We start from the raw sequence: 16,998 nt of genomic DNA, 5'->3' as shown, positions 1-16,998 counted from the left end.
TGATTCACGACATCGAATCAGAAGTCATGGTGAATGCCGACCGAATACAGCACGGCGCGGCCGCCAGCGGGCGTATACGCGCCGTTCAGAATCATCGAGAGCGGGTTGTAATTGGCCTGCTTCTGGTTGTCGAGATACGAAATCGCCGTATAGACCTGCGTGCGCTTCGAGAGGTTGTAGCCATATCCCAGCGCAAATTGCTGCGCGCCCGAATCCGGTCTGCCCGACTCCGACCACGCCTTGATATACGACGCGCGAAACACATGCGGCCCCACGAATCGCAGATAACCGAGCAGCATCGACCAGTGATTGAGGCTTTCGTTGTGGTTCTGTTCGTAACTCATCCGCTCGACAATTGCCGAAAGCTGATTCGAGCCAAAGCGATACCCCATGCCGATACGATGATCGGTATCGGTCGAACTCGTTGCGGGCGTGGTGAACCCCACGCCTTCGCCCAGCAGCCAGCCGTTGTGCTGTTCGAACGCGTAGCTCAGATAGAGTCCGTTCGACAGATAGTTCACGGCCGCGCTCACGACCGAAACCGTTTTGGCCGTGGTGCTGTTGGAAAAGCCCACATAAAGCCAGCCCGCCGCGCCATACACCGTGGGCGTCTGATACTGGATCGCGTTCGACTGCACCACGTCCCACGGATATCCGCCGCCGCCCGTCAGCCCCTGGCTGCTGCCGATGATGTTGTCGTAGGCGGCCACCGCGCCGTACCAGCCGTCGCCGAAAGGATCGAGCAATACGGTCGAGCGCATCAGCGGCGTGTGGCCACGTCCGAGCGTCAACTGGCCATAGCTTGCCGAAGAAAGCCCCACATAACTGTCGCCGTCCACCAGCGAGCCGCTGCCGCTATTCACATCGACGATGCCGTTGATCTGGAATATCGCCTTCACGCCATCGCCCAGATCTTCCGAGCCGCGCATGCCGATGTCCGAGATATTCGACGTCATCGCCGTGGTCGATTTGATGTTGCCCGAGGGCGCGCCCGACGTGCGGAAGTTGTCCACCGACACGTCGAGATTGCCGTACAACGTCACTTCCGCGTGAGCGCACGGCCCCGCGACCATGCACGTTGCCGCGACCACCCAACCTGCTCCTCCCCGTACCTTGCGTCTGCTTCCCATGTTTGCCCATTCATGAAAGTGGTTCGTGTCAGGATCGAACTGCACGTTCGCGTTGCTGCGACGCGCGGGCCGATGCGATGACATCGGCCTGTGTTCCGGTTGCCGATTATTCGGTCGGCCTGAGTGCGCCAATTTCCAGACGCGGCAAGCGATGGGCGTGTGCGGTCGTAATTTCCGTGCGTGGTACGGCGACGCCTGGCGGCATGCGGGAAAACCATGAACGCCGGCAACCCGCAACGCCCGCAAACCTCGGGAAAACACGTTAATGGACAGCGCCGCCAGCGAGAACGCCGCACGGACGCGCAATGTTTTTTTGTGCCGTATTTACAAACTCGATGCCGAAATGGCACATTTCCAGGCTGGCTGGCCGCTATGCTGATTCACGAAGCCGTCAAAAAACTCTGGATCGAACGATGCTGAAACGAACCCGCCGGGCGAGCCGCTCGTCCGCCGCCGATGTGCTCAAAATGTTGTCGATCCTGCAAGCCGACGACACCTCCGGCGAAGTCCTGCTCGAAGGCACGCATCTCACACGCTCGCTCCTGAGCGACACTTCGCGCGTGGTGCGCGACTGGCAGGAAGCGCGCCTGCTCGCCAATGGTCTGGCGCGCGGCTTTTCCGATCAGGCCGGCATTTACGCGGGCGCGCAATTCGGCAAGCCATCGAGTTTCGGAGTGCTGGGTTTTGCGATGATGTGCGCGCCCACGCTACGCGAGGCGTTCGAAACCCATGTGCGCTACTTCTCGCTCGTGGGCAGCCACGTCGCGGTGGAATTCGACGCACAGGACGCCATCTGGCGCTTCCTGCCCGAAGACCACGCGAGCGTGGTCGAACGCTTTTTCATGGATGTTTCGCTGATATCGATGGCCACGCTCTGCCGCTATATCGTGGGCACCGACGCGCGCTTCCTGCGCGAAGTGCGCGTGCGGCGCGAAGCGCATCTGGCGCAATCGCGCGAACTGTTCGAATCGGCCATTGGCTGCCCGGTGGTATTTCACGACGGCCAGACCGAGCTGGTTTTCGAAGCCAATGCGCTTGAAATCGAGCCGGTGTTCGCCGACCCCGGCACCTATGCGCTGATGAACCAGTATTGTCTCGATGAGCAGAGCCGCTTTCGCGCCGACGAATCGCTCGTGCGCCGCGTGAGCGATCTGGTGGCCAAAGCGCTGCCCGATGTCGCGCGGCCAGCCGATCTCGCGCGCCAACTGGGCATTGCCGAGCGCACGCTGCGCAAACACCTCAGCGAACACGGCACGAATCTGCGCGAGATCGTCACGCGCGTGCGCATGGATCACGCCATGCGCTTGTTGTCGACGAGCGATCATCCGGTCGCGTTCATCGCCGAAAAAGTCGGTTTCGCCGATGTATCGAGCTTCGTCTACGCGTTCCAGCGCTATGCGGGCACATCGCCCGGCCGGTGGCGCCGCGACGCCGCCACCCCGGCGCGCAGCGCGCGTTACTCCACCGCGTAGACGCGAATCACGATCTGGCCATTCTCGTCGCGCGCGTCGGCCACGAAGACGCGCCGCGAGAGCCAGCCATAACGGCCTTCGGGTGCGTCGAAACGCGGCGTCGTGCGGAAGTAATACGCATCGCCTGGCACGGCTTCGCCACGCTCGAGTCGTGCATTGATTGCCGCGCTCGCCACGTAGACGCCGGGGTTGTGGATACGCACGGTCACGCCGTCGTCGCTGCGCAGCAGATAGGTGGCATCGACATGACAGCATTCGGCATCGAGGTTATGGAACCAGTCGCCGCCGGCGCCCAGCACGACGCCGTTGAATGCCGGGCCGCTGACCGTGCCGCCCGTGATCGGCACGAAGCCGCCGCTGCCGCGCGGCGTGTGCGTGTCGATGGAAGGCGCAATATCCACGCGGATTTCAAAAGAGAACGTGAGATTCATAGACGATAGAAGTAGGTTGCATGAGCAATCGATCATACGAGGCGGAAAATCGCGCGACCTGGTCCAACCGGCAAGCCATGGGCCGAGATGGTATGTTTCGGATGCCTGATTATTGATAAGGATAGAACCGAAACGGCAAAATGGGCCGTGCGGGCATAGCCGGTGCCGCGAATCTTTATTTACCGCGCGCCGCCTCAATACACTCGGTGGGTCACGCAGCAAGACCCGGTCCACCCACCACTTCTCCTATGACAACGCATACGTTCACGCGCAGTGCCGACACTTTCTGGGGCACACGCATCACCGGCTATTTCACCGTGTCTGACGGCACACGGCTGCGCTATTGCGCGCTGCTGCCGAACACCGAAAAAGCCTTTCCCGCCATACTTAAATACAGCGGCTACGATTCCGGCAGCCTCGGCGGCAAGGCCTATCTGGACGGCAACGAAACCTTTTCGATCGAACTGGACGAAGCGCTCGTCGCGCGTGGGTATGCCGTGGTTGGCGTCAGTGCACGCGGCACCGGCTGCTCGGAAGGCCAGTTCGATTTTCTCGGCCATCACTATGGCGAAGACGGCCGCGATGTCGTCGAGCAGATCGCGGCGGCGGGCTGGTGCAACGGCGCCGTCGGCATGAGCGGCTGGTCGTGGGCAGGCATGTCGCAACTCGCCACGGCCGCGCAGCGTCCTGCGGCGTTGCGCGCCATCGCGCCGGGCGCGACGCTGGGCGATCCGCGCCGCGATAGCTGGGCACCCGGCGGCGTATTTGCGCCTGCGTTCGCCTCGCACTGGCACGACTATCTGCTAGATCGCTGGCATGCCGTCGAACTGAGCGCGCGCGCCGAAGAAGATCGCGAAGGCCTCGCACAACTCGAGCGCAATCGCGCCGCGCTCCTCGCGCATTCGCTGCCACGTTACGTCATCACGCGCCAGCAAAGCGATGCGTGGCAGGAACAGCGCGCGCTGCGCAAGATAACCGGCGACATTGCGGTGCCCACGCTATCGTTTCTCGCCTGGCAGGACGAAGCCGTGCTGTCGCGCGAAGGTTACTATCACGAGACCTTGCGCGCCGATCTGCTTTGGCTCGTGCGCACGAACGGCGGGCACGAGATGTATCGCAGCGCGCATTTTCATCGCACATTGCTGGCGTTCTACGATCGCTTCGTGAAAGGCGATCCCGAGGCATTCACGCATCAGCCGCGTCTGCAGCTATGGCAAGACGCTTTCGATCAACACGGCGAAGGCAAGACGCGCGACGACCGCGCCGCGCCCGGCTGGACTCTAGGATGGCCGCACGCCCACCCGCATACGCTGGCGCGCGCCTGGATGCTTTCCGGCGACGCCCGCCTGAGCGACGGCCACGACACCAACCCGCCATCGCGCAGCTACCTGTCTCCCCTTCCAGGCCCCGATGTGAATCGCGACGACGACACCGACGCCTGGGGCGCCCAGCCCGCCGGCTGGCGCAGCGGCAGCCTCGCCTATACGAGCGCGCCGCTGGACGCCTCGCTCACCGCCCTGGGCCCGGCCAGCGTCGACCTCTGGCTATCCCTCGAAAACGGCCCGGACGCAGACATTCAGGTGACGCTAACCGAAGTGCTCGCCGACGGCCGCGAAATGTACGTGCAGCGCGGCTGGCTGCGCCTGTCGCTGCGCGCCCTCGACAAGCGCCATAGCACCGAGTTACGCCCCTGGCACATCGACCGCGGCGACGCCGCCGCGCCGCTCTATCCGCACGAGGCGGTGTTTGCCCGCGTCGAAATCGTGCCGTTCTCGCACACCTTCCGCAGCGGCTCGGCCTTGCGCATCTGGCTGGACACGCCCAGCCGCACGGGCGGTTACGGCTTCGACAGCATTAGCACGCCCGATCGCGTGACCGTGCTGCACGATCGCACGCCGCCCTCGCGACTGGTGCTGGGTGTGTTGCCGGACGTCGTCGCGCCGCCCGAACGCCCCAGCCCGGCGACGATCCTCAAACAGCCACTACGCGCCGATCCGCTGGCCGCGCAGTAGCACGCCCAATCGACCGCATTCTGACTTGAACAATCTGGAGAACACCATGCCGAACCCGCCGTTTGATCCCGTCGCCCTGATACCGCAAGCCTACGCCGCCGCGCGTGCCGAACCGCCGCGTAGCTGGCACGAACAGGGCTTGATGGCCGGCTTTCCGCCCGCGCCCGAAGCGCGCGTGAAGCGCTCGAATTTCATGCGTGCGCCGTATAACCGCTGGGGTTTCCAGCATATCGACCGCCTGCTGCCCACCATCACGGTGCGCGCGCCCCGCGCGGCGCATCCGCTGGAAATCCGCTCGACGCACGCACTCGACGCATTTACGCTGCGCAGCCTGAGCGGTGCACAGGTGCCGCTCGCGGAACATCTCGCCGCCACCTGCACCGACGGCTTCCTCGTGCTGGCCAACGGCAGCGTCGTGCACGAGCACTACGCAAACGGTCATGGTCCCGAGCAGCGCCACATCATGTTTTCCGTGACGAAATCGCTGATCGGCACGCTCGGTCAGGCGGCCGTGCACGATGGTCGTCTCGACGATACGAAGCTCGCCGGCGACTACGTGCCGGAACTGCGCGGCAGCGCATTCGGCGACGCCACGGTGCGCCATCTGCTCGATATGGCCGTGGGTATCGACTATCGTGAAGACTATGCGGACGCCACCTCGGAAAGCTCGCAGTTCGGCTACGCCTGCGGTCTGACGCCGGGACCGCTCGCCGAAGGCGATCCGCTGCCGCCCGAATACGCAGGCCTCGACAGCCTCTACACCTTCCTGCCGCGCCTGCGCAAACGCGGCGGGCACGGCGGCTTCTTTCACTACGTGACGGCCACCACCGAAGCGCTCGCCTGGGTCATCGAGCGCGCCACCGGCGAAGCCTGCCACGTGCAGCTCGAGCGGCTCTGGCAGGCGCTCGGCTGCGAACGCGACGGCTACTTTATCGCCGACCCGCTGGGCCGCAACGTGGCGGGCGCGGGCTATAGCGCGACGCTGCGCGATATCGCACGCTTTGGCCAGATGCTGCTCGATCGCGGTCAGGTCGATGGCCGTCAGGTCTTGCCGCAAGCGGTGATCGACACGCTGCTCGCCGGTGGCAGCGTCGAAGAATTCGCGCGCAACGAAGACTTCGCGCCGTTCCATGGGCTGTCGTACAAGAGCCAATGGTATGTGCGCAATGGGGAGGCACTGGTCGCGCTAGGCGTGCACGGGCAGATGCTGGTGGTCGATTTCGCGGCGCGCGTGGTGATCGTCAAACAGTCGTCGACACCCGAGGCGATCGATCTGCTCGGTATCGACACATGGCTGGCCGTGCAGCAGATCGCGGCCCATCTGGCACGCGGTTGAAGCGACGCAGCGGACATCGCGCAGGCAGCCAGCCCCCCATGGCAGCGCGATGCCCGCGAATTTTTGAATACGGTTGACAGGAGCGTCCCGCTGAGTGCAGATCTCAGCATCCTCGATGTGATGCGAAGCCTATGACACTCCAGCAGCTCCATTACTTTCTTGCCGCCATCGAGCACGGCACGCTCGGCACGCTCGGCACGCCGCGCTAGCCGGCTGCCAGCTCACACTGCCCATCCGGCCCCACACCAACATATCAATTTCGTAATCCAACGGTCACCCTCCGGCAAAGCCCGCACCCGCAGACTGCGAACCTCCATACCGCCGCGCGCGCATGTCTGCCTCGACTGCCTGTCGATGGCTGGCCAGCGCGCCATCACGCTCAAACAGGTTCGTCATGTGGATTGTCCGGCTCGCCCTGCGCCGCCCGTATACCTTCGCCGTGCTCGCGATACTCATCCTGATCGCGGGCCCGCTCGCGATCCTGCGCACGCCGACCGATATTTTTCCGAATATCGACATCCCGGTCGTCAGCATCGTCTGGTCGTATAACGGCTTTTCGGCGCAGGATATGGCGCAGCGCATCACCTCCAACTACGAACGCGCGCTGACCTCGGACGTCGACGATATCGAGCACATCGAATCGCAGTCGCTCAACGGCGTGTCGGTGATCAAGGTGTTTTTCCACCCGGGCGCCGATATCAACCGTGCGATTGCGCAGGCCGCCAGCAATTCGGCGTCGATCCTGCGCGTGCTGCCGCCCGGCACGCTGCCGCCGAACATCATCACGTATAACGCCTCAACCGTACCGATCCTCCAACTCGGCCTGTCCAGCGCGACGCTCGCCGAACAGCAGCTTTACGACCTCGGCAACAGCTTTATCCGCACGCAGCTGGCCACCGTGCAGGGCGCGTCGGTGCCGCTGCCGTTCGGCGGTAAGGTGCGGCAGATCATGGTCGATATCGACCCGCACGCGCTGCAGGCCAAGGGTCTCGCGCCGCTCGACGTGGTCAACGCGATCAACGCGCAGAACCTGATCCTGCCCGGCGGCACCGCGAAGATCGGCGCGCGCGAATACAACGTCCAGATGAACGGCAGCACGGATTCCATCGCCGCGCTCAACAATCTGCCGGTGAAAACCGTCGGCGGCAGCGTGGTCTATGTGCGCGACGTGGCCCACGTGCGCGACGGCTACGCGCCGCAGACCAATATCGTGCGCAGCAACGGCAAGCGCGCGGCGCTGCTCACGGTCGAGAAAACTGGCAACACGTCCACGCTGTCGATCATCGGTCAGGTCAAGGCGATGTTGCCGCATATCTCGGCGGGCTTGCCCAAGGCGCTGACGATCACGCCGCTCGGCGATCAATCCGTGTTCGTGAAATCGGCGATTGGCGGCGTGGTGCGCGAAGCGCTGATCGCAGCCTGCCTCACCGCGCTGATGATCCTGCTGTTTCTGGGTAGCTGGCGCGCGACGCTGATCATTGCGGTGTCGATTCCGCTGGCCGTGCTCACGTCGATCCTCGCGCTTTCGGCGCTCGGGCAGACCATCAACATCATGACGCTGGGCGGACTCGCGCTGGCAGTCGGCATACTCGTTGACGACGCAACGGTCGCGATCGAAAACATCACCCATCACCTCGAAAACGGCGAGCCGCTTTACGACGCGATCCTCAATGGCTCCGGCGAAATCGCCGTGCCGACTTTCGTCTCCACGCTGTCGATCTGCATCGTGTTCGCGCCGATGTTCATGCTCACGGGCGTCGCGCACTATCTGTTCGTGCCGATGGCCGAAGCCGTGATCTTCGCGATGGCCGCATCGTACTTCTTTTCGCGCACGCTGGTGCCTACGCTGGCGCTCTATCTGCTCAAGCCACGCACTCGCAGCGCGCGGCCCGCAAACGCGCTTGTTGCACGCCTGCAGCGCTTCCAGGCCGCATTCGAAGCCCGTTTCGAAATGCTGCGTCTGGGCTATCGCGCGACACTCGCGCGCGCCATCGCACAACGTCGCCGCTTCGTGCCGATGTTTCTCGCCTGCTGTGTCGCCTCGATGTCGCTGCTTTACTTCACCGGCCGCGACTTCTTCCCGAGTGTCGATACCGGCGAAATCCGCCTGCATCTGCGTGCGCCCACGGGCACGCGTATCGAGCAGACGGCGCGTCTCACTGACCAGGTCGAAGCGGCGATTCGCGGCATCATCCCCGCGAGCGAACAAGGCGCGATGCTCGACAACATCGGCGTGCCGGTGAGCGGCATCAACCTGACCTACGATTCGTCGGACCCGATTGGCGCAGGTGACGCCGACGTGATGGTCTCGCTCAAACCGGGCCATCGCCCGACGGCCCAATACGTCAGCGCATTGCGCAAGCAGTTGCCCAAGGCGTTTCCGGGCGTGACGTTCGCGTTCCTGCCGGCGGATATCGTCAGCCAGATTCTCAACTTCGGCCTGCCCGCGCCGATCGACATCCAGATCGTCGGCAACAAGCTCGCCGCGAATCGCGTGGTCGCCGACGATCTGCTCGCGAAGCTGCGCCATGTGCGCGGTCTGGTCGACGCACGCATCCAGCAGCCCGGCGACGCGCCCGCGATCAATATCGATGTCGATCGCACCCGGGCAATGCAGGCGGGCATGCAGCAACGCGATGTCGCGCAGAATCTGCTGATCGCGCTCTCCGGCAGTTCGCAGACGACGCCCAATTTCTGGCTCGATCCGAAGAACGGCGTGAGCTATCCGCTGATGGTGATGATGCCGCAGTACGACATGAATTCGCTGCAGGCGCTGTCGAATCTGCCGCTGACGGGTTCCTCGACCAGCGCGAAAAGCCCTGGCGGCGCAGCGCCCGTGCAGAACCTGCTCGGCTCGCTGGGCACGTTCTCGCGCGCCACGCAGCAGGCCGTGGTTTCGCATTACAACGTGCAGCCGGTGCTCGACATCTTCGGCGCCGTGCAGGGACGCGATCTGGGATCGGTCGCGAACGATATCGCCAAGGTCGTGGACAGCGAAAAAGCCAAACTGCCGCCCGGCTCCTCGATCGTGATGCGCGGCCAGGTTCAGGCCATGCACGAAGCTTTCTCTGGACTCCTGATTGGTCTCGCGTTCGCCGTCGCACTGGTTTATCTGCTGATGGTGGTGAATTTCCAGTCGTGGCTCGATCCGCTCGTGATTCTGAGCGGCCTGCCCGCCTCGCTCGCGGGCATCGTCTGGATGCTGTTCGCAACCGACACCACGCTCAGCGTGCCCGCGCTGACCGGGACGATTCTCTGTATCGGCATTGCCACCGCGAACAGCATTCTGGTGGTCACGGCGGCGCGCGAAAAGCTCGCGCAAGGGCTCTCGCCTTTCGATGCTGCCGAACAGGCCGGCTTCTCACGTTTTCGTCCGGTGATGATGACGGCGCTGGCGATGCTGATCGGCATGCTGCCGATGGCGCTCGGACTCGGCGACGGCGGCGAACAGAACGCGCCGCTGGGCCGCGCCGTGATCGGCGGGCTGGCGTGCGGCACGGTCTCGACACTCATGTTCGTGCCGGTGGTGTTTGCCATCGCGCACGGCTGGCTGGCACGGCGCAAGCAGCGGCACGACGAGCGCGCCGAACTGGCATCTCCCGAAGCAGCCGACGCCGAACAGTAACGCATTCCGAATTCACGCCTATCACATCGCCGATCATGAACGACCTCGAAAAACAGACTCCTGCGCCGCGCCGCAAGGCGGCATTCGCCCTCGCCGCGCTTGCCCTCGCACTGCTGGCCGCGGGCGTCGTCCCGCGATTGCAGGCGAGCCGCGCGCTCGCCGCGCAGACTGCAACGCAAAGAACGCTCACCGTTGCCGTGGTGCGTCCACAACCCGCGCCTGCGAGCCAGGACCTCGTGCTGCCAGGCGCCGCCACGCCCTTCGCCGATGCCGCGATCTACGCGCGCACGAGCGGTTACATTGCGCACTGGTACACGGATATCGGTACGCATGTGAAAGCGGGCCAGATGCTCGCGGATATCGCCGCGCCGGATCTGGACGCGCAACTGCGCGCAGCACGGGCCGACGAAGCTTCCGCGCAAGCGGCCTACAACTACGCGAAAACCACCGCACAGCGCTGGCAAACGATGCTGGCCAGCCAGTCCGTCGCGCAGCAGGACGCCGACGCGAAAGTCAGCGACATGCAGACCAGACAGGCCGCGCTCGCGGCCGCGCAGGCCAACGTTGCGCGACTGGCCGAACTGGTTTCGTATGAAAAAGTCACGGCGCCGTTCGATGGCGTGGTGACGGCTCGCGACGTCGACGTGGGCGCACTCGTTACGGCAGGCGGCACGCCGGGCGCGCCGTCGTCCACGAACGAACTGTTCCATCTCTCGCAGACACAGACCTTGCGCGTATTCGTCGATGTACCGCAGGACGATGCCGCCGACGTCACGCCCGCCACCGAAGCGTGGTTGACGACGCAACAATATCCGGGCCGCCGCTTTACTGCGCACGTGGCGCGCAGCGCGGGCGCAATCGATCCGACCAGCCGCACGTTGCGCGTGGAAATCGATGTCGACAATGCGGACGGCGCGCTGTTGCCAGGCGGCTATGTGCAGGCGCATCTCGCGTTGAAAACCAGCACGCCCGCACTCGATGTGCCCGTGACGGCCTTGCTGTTTCGCGCCGATGGCGTAACGGTTGCAACCGTCGATGCCGCTGGCAAGGTGTTGCTCAAACCCGTGCATCTGGGGCGCGACTTCGGCACGCATGTGGAAGTCACTTCGGGCCTAAGCGCCAACGACCGCGTGATCGACAATCCCGGCGACAGCATCAGCAACGGCGAACCGGTGAGCATCGCGGCCACGACGAAGGCGGCGCAATCATGAACGCCTTCCGATTCACCTTGCGTGCAGGCGCAATGGCGATTGCCGTTGCGCTTGCCGCCTGCTCGACCACCGCGCCCTATCAGCCGCCCAAAGTGGAGATTCCCACGCACTATGCGGGCGAAACGTCGGACGCCGCGTGGAAACCCGCCTCGCCCGCCGATGCCGCGCCGCGTGGCGCGTGGTGGACCGTATTTGGCGACGCTGAACTGAACACGCTCGAAGCGCGCATCGACGTATCGAATCAAAGCGTGCGCAAAGCGCTCGCGAATCTGAACGAAGCGCGCGCGAGCACCGATTATCAGCGTGCCGGTTTTCTGCCGACGATTACCGCTGGCGTGGCGCAGGATCGCTATCGCACATCGGCAAACAAACAGGGATCGTCGCTTGCGGGCAAGACGATTCCCGATTACAGCATGGGCGTGACGGCGACGTGGGAGCCCGACGTTTTCGGGCGTATTCGCGACGAAGTCACGAGCGCGAACGCGACGGCCCAGGCGAGCGCCTCCGATCTGGAAGCGGTACGGCTTTCGATGACGTCGCAACTGGCGGTGGACTATTTCAGCTTGCGCTCGCTCGATGCGCAAAAGCGCCTGCTCGACGATAGCGTGACGGCTTATTCGCGTGCGCTATCGATTGTTCAGGATCAGTTGCGTAATGGTGCAATCGACGCCTCGGCAGTCGCGCAGGCGCAGGCGCAACTCGACAGTACGCGCACGCAGGCGCGCGATATCGATGTGGCGCGTGCGCAGATGGAACACGCGATCGCTACGCTGATTGGCGAGCCGGCTTCGATTTTTTCATTGCCGGCTGTTTCGGGGGCGCAGGGCGGGTTTCGTTTGCCGGAGATTCCGGCTGGGTTGCCGTCGCAGTTGATCGAGCGGCGGCCGGATATCGCGGCGGCCGAGCGGCGCGTTGCGGCGGCGAATGCGCAGATTGGTGCTGCGCATGCGGCGTTTTTTCCGGATCTTGTGTTGAGTGCTACCGCTGGGTTGGAGAGTTCGGTCTTTTCGCCGTGGTTGAGTGCGCCGAGTCTTTTCTGGGCACTTGGGCCGCAACTCGTTGGCACGATTTTCGATGGCGGCAAGCGTACGGCTACGTTGCATGCGGCGACTGCGCGGTATGACGGGACTGTGGCGGATTATCGGCAGGCAGTGCTTTCTGCGTTTGAACAGGTCGAGAATAATCTTTCGGCGCTTCAGGCGCTTGGGGATGAGTCGGTTACGCAACAGCGTGCTGCGCTGGCCGCCAGGCAGGCTTTGGTGCTGACGACTAATCGGTTTAATGCGGGTGCGGTGAGTTATCTGGATGTGGTGACTTCGCAGACTATCGCGCTTGCTGATGAACGCGACGCGGTGGTTATCGAGGGACGCAGGATGGAGGCTTGTGTGCGGTTGATTCAGGCGCTGGGTGGTGGGTGGAGTGAGGGTGGGGTTTAGTTGTTGTTGTCGTAGTAGTTTTGGTGGTGCGGGTTGGCATTTCCTTGTGTTCGTGTGTCGGTCTATTAGCGTTGCCCCTGTGCGGGGCGGCACCTACTTTTCTTTGCAGCGGCAAAGACCGACACGAACTCAAAGTTTCGCAATCCAGACTAATCAGAAAGACCAGCCAGAAACGCTTCAATTTCATCAGCAAGCCACCCCCTCAAAGCCCGCACCTTAAAATCATCCCGACTCCCGATCCGATAAACCAGATCATGCCCGCGCTCTGACTTAAGCCTCACATGCGGAAAAGGCGCCACCAGCCGCCCGGCAGCAATATCATCGGCGACGATAACACTCCGCCCGAGCGCCACCCCTTCCCCCCGAATAGCCGCCTCGATCGCCAGACTCCCATGACTATAAGCAGGCCCACGATCGCTGCGCACCTTCTCGACACCCGCAAGCGCAAACCACTGCTCCCAGTTCGCGAGCATCCCTCCCTCATGCAGCAAAGTACACCCCGCAAGCTGCGAAACCGCCCGCAACCCACGCATCTTCTCGCGATAAGCAGGACTACAAACCGGCGTCACCGTCTCCTCAAGAATCCGCTCGGCAAGCAAACGCGGATACCGCCCGCTACCATAACGAATAGCGACATCCGCCTCGCCCTCATTCAGATCGATGAATTTATCGGTCACATCGAGATGAACATCCAGCCCAGGAAAGCGGGCCTTGAACCGATACAATCTCGGCGCAAGCCACTTATTCGCAAATGAAACGCTGGCGTTAATCTTGAACCGCTCGACGCCATCGTGCCCGCGCACACGATCGGCTTCTTTAGTGAGTTCGCCCAACACCCGCGTGACCGCCAGCAGAAACTCCGCCCCCGCCTCGGTCAACACGATCCGGCGCGTCAGCCGCTGAAACAGCGCCACGCCCAGATGCTCCTCGAGCGTCTTGATATGCCGGCTAACCGCACCGTGAGTGACATGCAGTTCCTGAGCCGCCAGCGTCATGCTCAGATGGCGGCCGGTCGCTTCGAAGGCGCGCAGCGTTTGCAAAGGGGGAAGCCGATCGAACACGTTCGAACCATGCGTGAGTTTAACTCACGCATTATATGACGATAAATGGTTTGTCAGCCCCGCCGACGGCCGCCAAACTGGGCTCAAAGACGCTTCATCACAGACTCACTGAACGCCGCTTGCCCATCATGGATCTCCTGCTTTTCAAACTCTTCGTCACGCCTTTATTGCTGTTGGCCGCTTCGCTCGCCGTGCGCCGCTGGGGCGAGGCCGTCGGCGGATTGCTGGTCGGCATGCCGCTGACTTCTGGGCCGATCTCGGTGTTTCTCGCGCTGGAGCACGGGCCGGTATTCGCCACGCAGGCCACGGCGGGCTCGCTCGTCGCCACGGCGGCACAGGCAGCGTTCTGCTTCATGTATTGCCGGCTGGCGTCGTCGGGCTGGCGTCTCGCACTCACTGGCGCAGGCGGCGCGTTCGTGATCGTGGCCGCGCTGCTGCAATGGAGCGCCCTGCCGCAAACGCTATTGTTCCTGCTCGCGCTGATCGCCATCACGCTCGCGCTCAACTTCATGCCGAACACAGCAACGTCGAGCACACGCGTCGAAGCGCCGTGGTGGGATCTGCCGCTGCGCATGGTGCTGATCGCCGCGCTGGTGGTAAGCGTGACGCTGCTGGCTCCGTTCGTCGGTGCGGGGGTGGCCGGGGTGATCGCCTCGTTCCCGTTCATGGCGATCATCCTCGCGGTGTTTGCACATCGTTCCAACGGCGCCGCGGCCGCCCAGCAGGTGATGCGCGGCATGGTCACGGGGCTGCTCGGCTTCGCGGCGTTCTTCTTCGTGCTGAGTTTCGCGCTCACCCGCACGCATCTGGTGGTCGCCTATGGCTGCGCAATCTTCTGCACCCTCGCGATCCAGGCGCTGTCGTTCTATCGCATGCGCATGCCTGCCGCGCTGCCGGTGGAATAAACGCGGCACTCCTATAATCGGTGAGCGCCGCGCGCCCGGCCTTCTGCTGCACCCGCCGCGCGCGGCTTCCCGCCACCGATCAGCTCTAACAGGATTGCCGCATGTATATCGCCATGAATCGTTTCAAGGTTGCCCTTGGCTCCGAAGCCGCGTTCGAGGAAGTCTGGGCGAACCGCGACACGCATCTGAAAGAAGTGCCCGGTTTTATCGAGTTTCATCTGCTCAAAGGTCCGCAGCGCGAGGATCACGTTCTCTACGCGAGCCACACGATCTGGGCGCACCACGCCGCTTTCGACGACTGGACGCGCTCGGACGCCTTCCGCGCCGCGCACCGCAATGCGGGCAATGCGGGCCAAAGCCGCCCGCTCTATCTGAGCCACCCGGAATTCGAAGGCTTCGAAGTCGTGCAGACGGTCAAGTGAGCACGCACATCGGCCCGCACGCTTCAGAGTGAAAACTGCACGCGCGTCACGCCAAAGCTACACGCGGCGCGACGCGCGGCCGCCCTCCCCGCCGCTCGCGGCACGCTTACAGATCGCGCGAACACCTTGCGCCATAAGCGTTTCGCCGCGCCGCAACATCTCTCGCGCATCACGCCCCTCGCCATTGGCCCGAAGCTTGCTATCGCTATAAAGGGTTGAGCCGGGCAGCCTCCACCGCACCTTCTGCTTCGTCCTCCGCGCGCCGTTCAGCAACCGCATCAAGTGTTCATCAAGCGTTGTTCACCTGCACTCACCGGGGGAGTCACCTTGTCGTCCAACGTTCTCAACGTGTTGATGGTCGCCGCCGAGGCCGCGCCGCTTGCGAAAAGCGGCGGTCTGGGCGACATGGTCAGCAGCCAGTCGATGGCGCTGCGCCGTCGCGGTGTCGATGTCTCGATTCTCCTGCCCGGCTACGAATGTGCGTTCGAGCGCGTGATCGCGCCCACGCCGCTCGGCTATATCCGCGATCTGCCCGGCGGCGACGCGCGGCTCTGGCGCGCCGCGATGCCCGATTCCGACGTGCCGGTCTTGCTGCTGCAAATGGATCATCTGTTCGCCGGGCGCGGCAGCGGGCTCTATCAGGACGAATGCGGGCGCGACTACATCGACAACTTCGCGCGTTTCGCCTCGCTTTCCGCTGCGGCGGCGCGCATTGCCACCGGCGTGCGCGGCGTCAAGCGTCCGCGCGTGGTGCATGCGCACGACTGGCACGCGGGCCTCACGCCGCTGCTGATGAAACTCGCGGGCGCTTCGGCGCGCAGCGTGTTCACGATCCACAACCTGGCCTTTCAGGGCAACTATCCGCTCGGGCTCGCGCCGTATGCGGGCATTCCGTCCGAACTGCTCGCGCCCGCGCCGCGCGAGCCGCGCAGCATCGAGTTCTACGACACGCTGAGCTTCATGAAAGCCGCCATCGTCCATGCGGATCGCCTCACCGCCGTGAGCGAGCGTTACGCGCGCGAGATTCTCACGCCGCACTTCGGCAATCGCATGGAAGGCGTGCTGGCCGCGCACGCGCACAAGCTCACGGGCATCGTCAACGGTATCGACGATGCGCAGTGGAACCCGCTCGACGATCCCGCGCTCGCCCAGCCCTATAGTCACGACGATCTCGCGGGCAAGCACGCCTGCAAGAAAGCCCTGCAGCACAGCTATGGCCTGCGCGTCGATCCGTTCGCGCCGCTGGTGGCGATCGGCAGCCGCCTGAGCGCGCAAAAACTCGCCGATGTGGTCTGCGAAGCGCTACCAGCCGCACTCGCACGCTGGCCGCGCGTGCAGTTCGTGGTGCTCGGCCAGGGCGACGCCGCCATCGAGCAGACCTTGCGCGGCTTGGCCGCCGCGTGGCCGGGGCGGCTGGGCCTGCATATCGGCTATGACGAAGCGTGTGCGCACCGCCTGCATGCGGGCGCCGATATCCTGCTGCACGCGAGCCGCTTCGAACCGTGCGGCCTCACTCAGCTTTACGCGATGCGCTACGGCACGATTCCTGTGGCCTCGCGCGTGGGCGGCCTCGCCGACACGATCATCGATTGCCCGCCGCGCGCCACGAGCCACGCCACCGGTTTCCTGTTCGACGGCGAACGCGCCAGCGACCTCTTTCACGCGCTTGGCCGCGCCTTCGACGCCTTCGCCCAGCCGCAGACGTGGCGCGTGCTCCAGCGCAACGCCATGCAGCGCGATTCGAGCTGGCAAACGAGCGCCGCCCGTTATCACGAGCTTTACCTGGCGCTGACCGGCGTACAGGGCAAGCCCGGCGCGCACGCGCCGCGCAATCTCAGCGCCGCGGCCAAGTCGCGCCGCACCAGCACGTCCCAGCGCCATCGCCGTGCGCTCGCCGATGTGCGCCGCATCGCCTGAAATCCGCGCGACGCCCTCCCCCCCGTCCCACTCACGCCAG

General features: G+C 64.1%; 13 protein-coding genes. 10 read left to right on the top strand and 3 right to left on the bottom strand.

Annotation, left to right across the window (positions count from 1 at the left end; genetic code table 11):
* Positions 1–17: 17 nt before the first annotated feature.
* Complete coding sequence (locus tag U5A67_RS30405; protein WP_321959773.1) at positions 18–1,130, bottom strand: porin; 1,113 nt, start codon at positions 1,128–1,130, stop codon at positions 18–20.
* A gap of 216 nt (positions 1,131–1,346) precedes the next feature.
* On the opposite strand from U5A67_RS30405, the gene U5A67_RS30400 reads away from it, so the two are divergent.
* Positions 1,347–1,550: a hypothetical protein gene (locus U5A67_RS30400; protein ID WP_321817229.1), complete on the top strand. Its 204-nt coding sequence runs from the start codon at positions 1,347–1,349 to the stop codon at positions 1,548–1,550.
* The gene (locus U5A67_RS30395) at positions 1,544–2,602 is read left to right on the top strand and encodes a helix-turn-helix transcriptional regulator (RefSeq protein ID WP_205986791.1); all 1,059 of its coding nucleotides are present in this window, start codon (positions 1,544–1,546) and stop codon (positions 2,600–2,602) included. The genes U5A67_RS30400 and U5A67_RS30395 overlap by 7 nt, the downstream gene beginning before the upstream one ends.
* Here the strand turns inward: U5A67_RS30395 and U5A67_RS30390 are convergent.
* Positions 2,587–3,033, bottom strand: coding sequence for a DUF3237 domain-containing protein (locus U5A67_RS30390; RefSeq protein ID WP_321959772.1), 447 nt, complete (start codon positions 3,031–3,033; stop codon positions 2,587–2,589). The genes U5A67_RS30395 and U5A67_RS30390 overlap by 16 nt on opposite strands.
* Before the next feature lie 248 nt (positions 3,034–3,281).
* Here U5A67_RS30390 and U5A67_RS30385 point away from each other — a divergent pair, with 248 nt between their 5' ends.
* The 5 genes from U5A67_RS30385 to U5A67_RS30365 all read left to right on the top strand — a co-directional run bounded on the left by U5A67_RS30385 (position 3,282) and on the right by U5A67_RS30365 (position 12,653).
* Entirely contained in the window at positions 3,282–5,045 is a 1,764-nt protein-coding gene (locus U5A67_RS30385) for a CocE/NonD family hydrolase (RefSeq protein WP_321817227.1), read from the top strand.
* A gap of 46 nt (positions 5,046–5,091) precedes the next feature.
* Positions 5,092–6,381 (top strand): serine hydrolase, encoded by a 1,290-nt coding sequence (locus U5A67_RS30380; protein WP_321817226.1) that lies wholly within the window; start codon positions 5,092–5,094, stop codon positions 6,379–6,381.
* A 394-nt stretch (positions 6,382–6,775) separates the two neighbouring features.
* A complete protein-coding gene (locus tag U5A67_RS30375; protein ID WP_321817225.1) occupies positions 6,776–10,006 on the top strand; it encodes an efflux RND transporter permease subunit in 3,231 nt (1,076 codons plus the stop codon).
* 35 nt (positions 10,007–10,041) lie between these two features.
* The gene (locus U5A67_RS30370; RefSeq protein WP_321817224.1) at positions 10,042–11,217 is read left to right on the top strand and encodes an efflux RND transporter periplasmic adaptor subunit; all 1,176 of its coding nucleotides are present in this window, start codon (positions 10,042–10,044) and stop codon (positions 11,215–11,217) included.
* A complete protein-coding gene (locus U5A67_RS30365; RefSeq protein ID WP_321817223.1) occupies positions 11,214–12,653 on the top strand; it encodes an efflux transporter outer membrane subunit in 1,440 nt (479 codons plus the stop codon). Before U5A67_RS30370 ends, U5A67_RS30365 begins: the two co-directional genes overlap by 4 nt.
* Positions 12,654–12,802: 149 nt before the next feature.
* Here U5A67_RS30365 and gcvA read toward each other — a convergent pair whose 3' ends face one another.
* A complete protein-coding gene (gcvA, locus tag U5A67_RS30360; RefSeq protein WP_321817222.1) occupies positions 12,803–13,714 on the bottom strand; it encodes a transcriptional regulator GcvA in 912 nt (303 codons plus the stop codon).
* Between the two features lie 128 nt (positions 13,715–13,842).
* On the opposite strand from gcvA, the gene U5A67_RS30355 reads away from it, so the two are divergent.
* From U5A67_RS30355 to glgA, 3 genes are all read left to right on the top strand, one after another.
* Positions 13,843–14,619, top strand: a complete 777-nt coding sequence (locus U5A67_RS30355; RefSeq protein WP_321817221.1) for a hypothetical protein — start codon at positions 13,843–13,845, stop codon at positions 14,617–14,619.
* Between the two features lie 101 nt (positions 14,620–14,720).
* A complete protein-coding gene (locus U5A67_RS30350) occupies positions 14,721–15,041 on the top strand; it encodes an antibiotic biosynthesis monooxygenase (protein ID WP_321817220.1) in 321 nt (106 codons plus the stop codon).
* A gap of 354 nt (positions 15,042–15,395) precedes the next feature.
* Positions 15,396–16,958 carry a glycogen synthase GlgA gene (gene glgA, locus U5A67_RS30345; RefSeq protein WP_321817243.1) on the top strand — a complete coding sequence of 521 codons (1,563 nt, stop codon included), beginning with the start codon at positions 15,396–15,398 and terminating at the stop codon, positions 16,956–16,958.
* The last annotated feature ends 40 nt before the right edge of the window (positions 16,959–16,998 follow it).

The organism is Paraburkholderia sp. J69-1 (genome assembly GCF_905220255.1).
GTDB lineage: Bacteria > Pseudomonadota > Gammaproteobacteria > Burkholderiales > Burkholderiaceae > Paraburkholderia.
The sequence above is the reverse complement of the archived record's forward strand: the minus strand, read 5'-3'. Positions and strand labels throughout refer to the sequence as shown.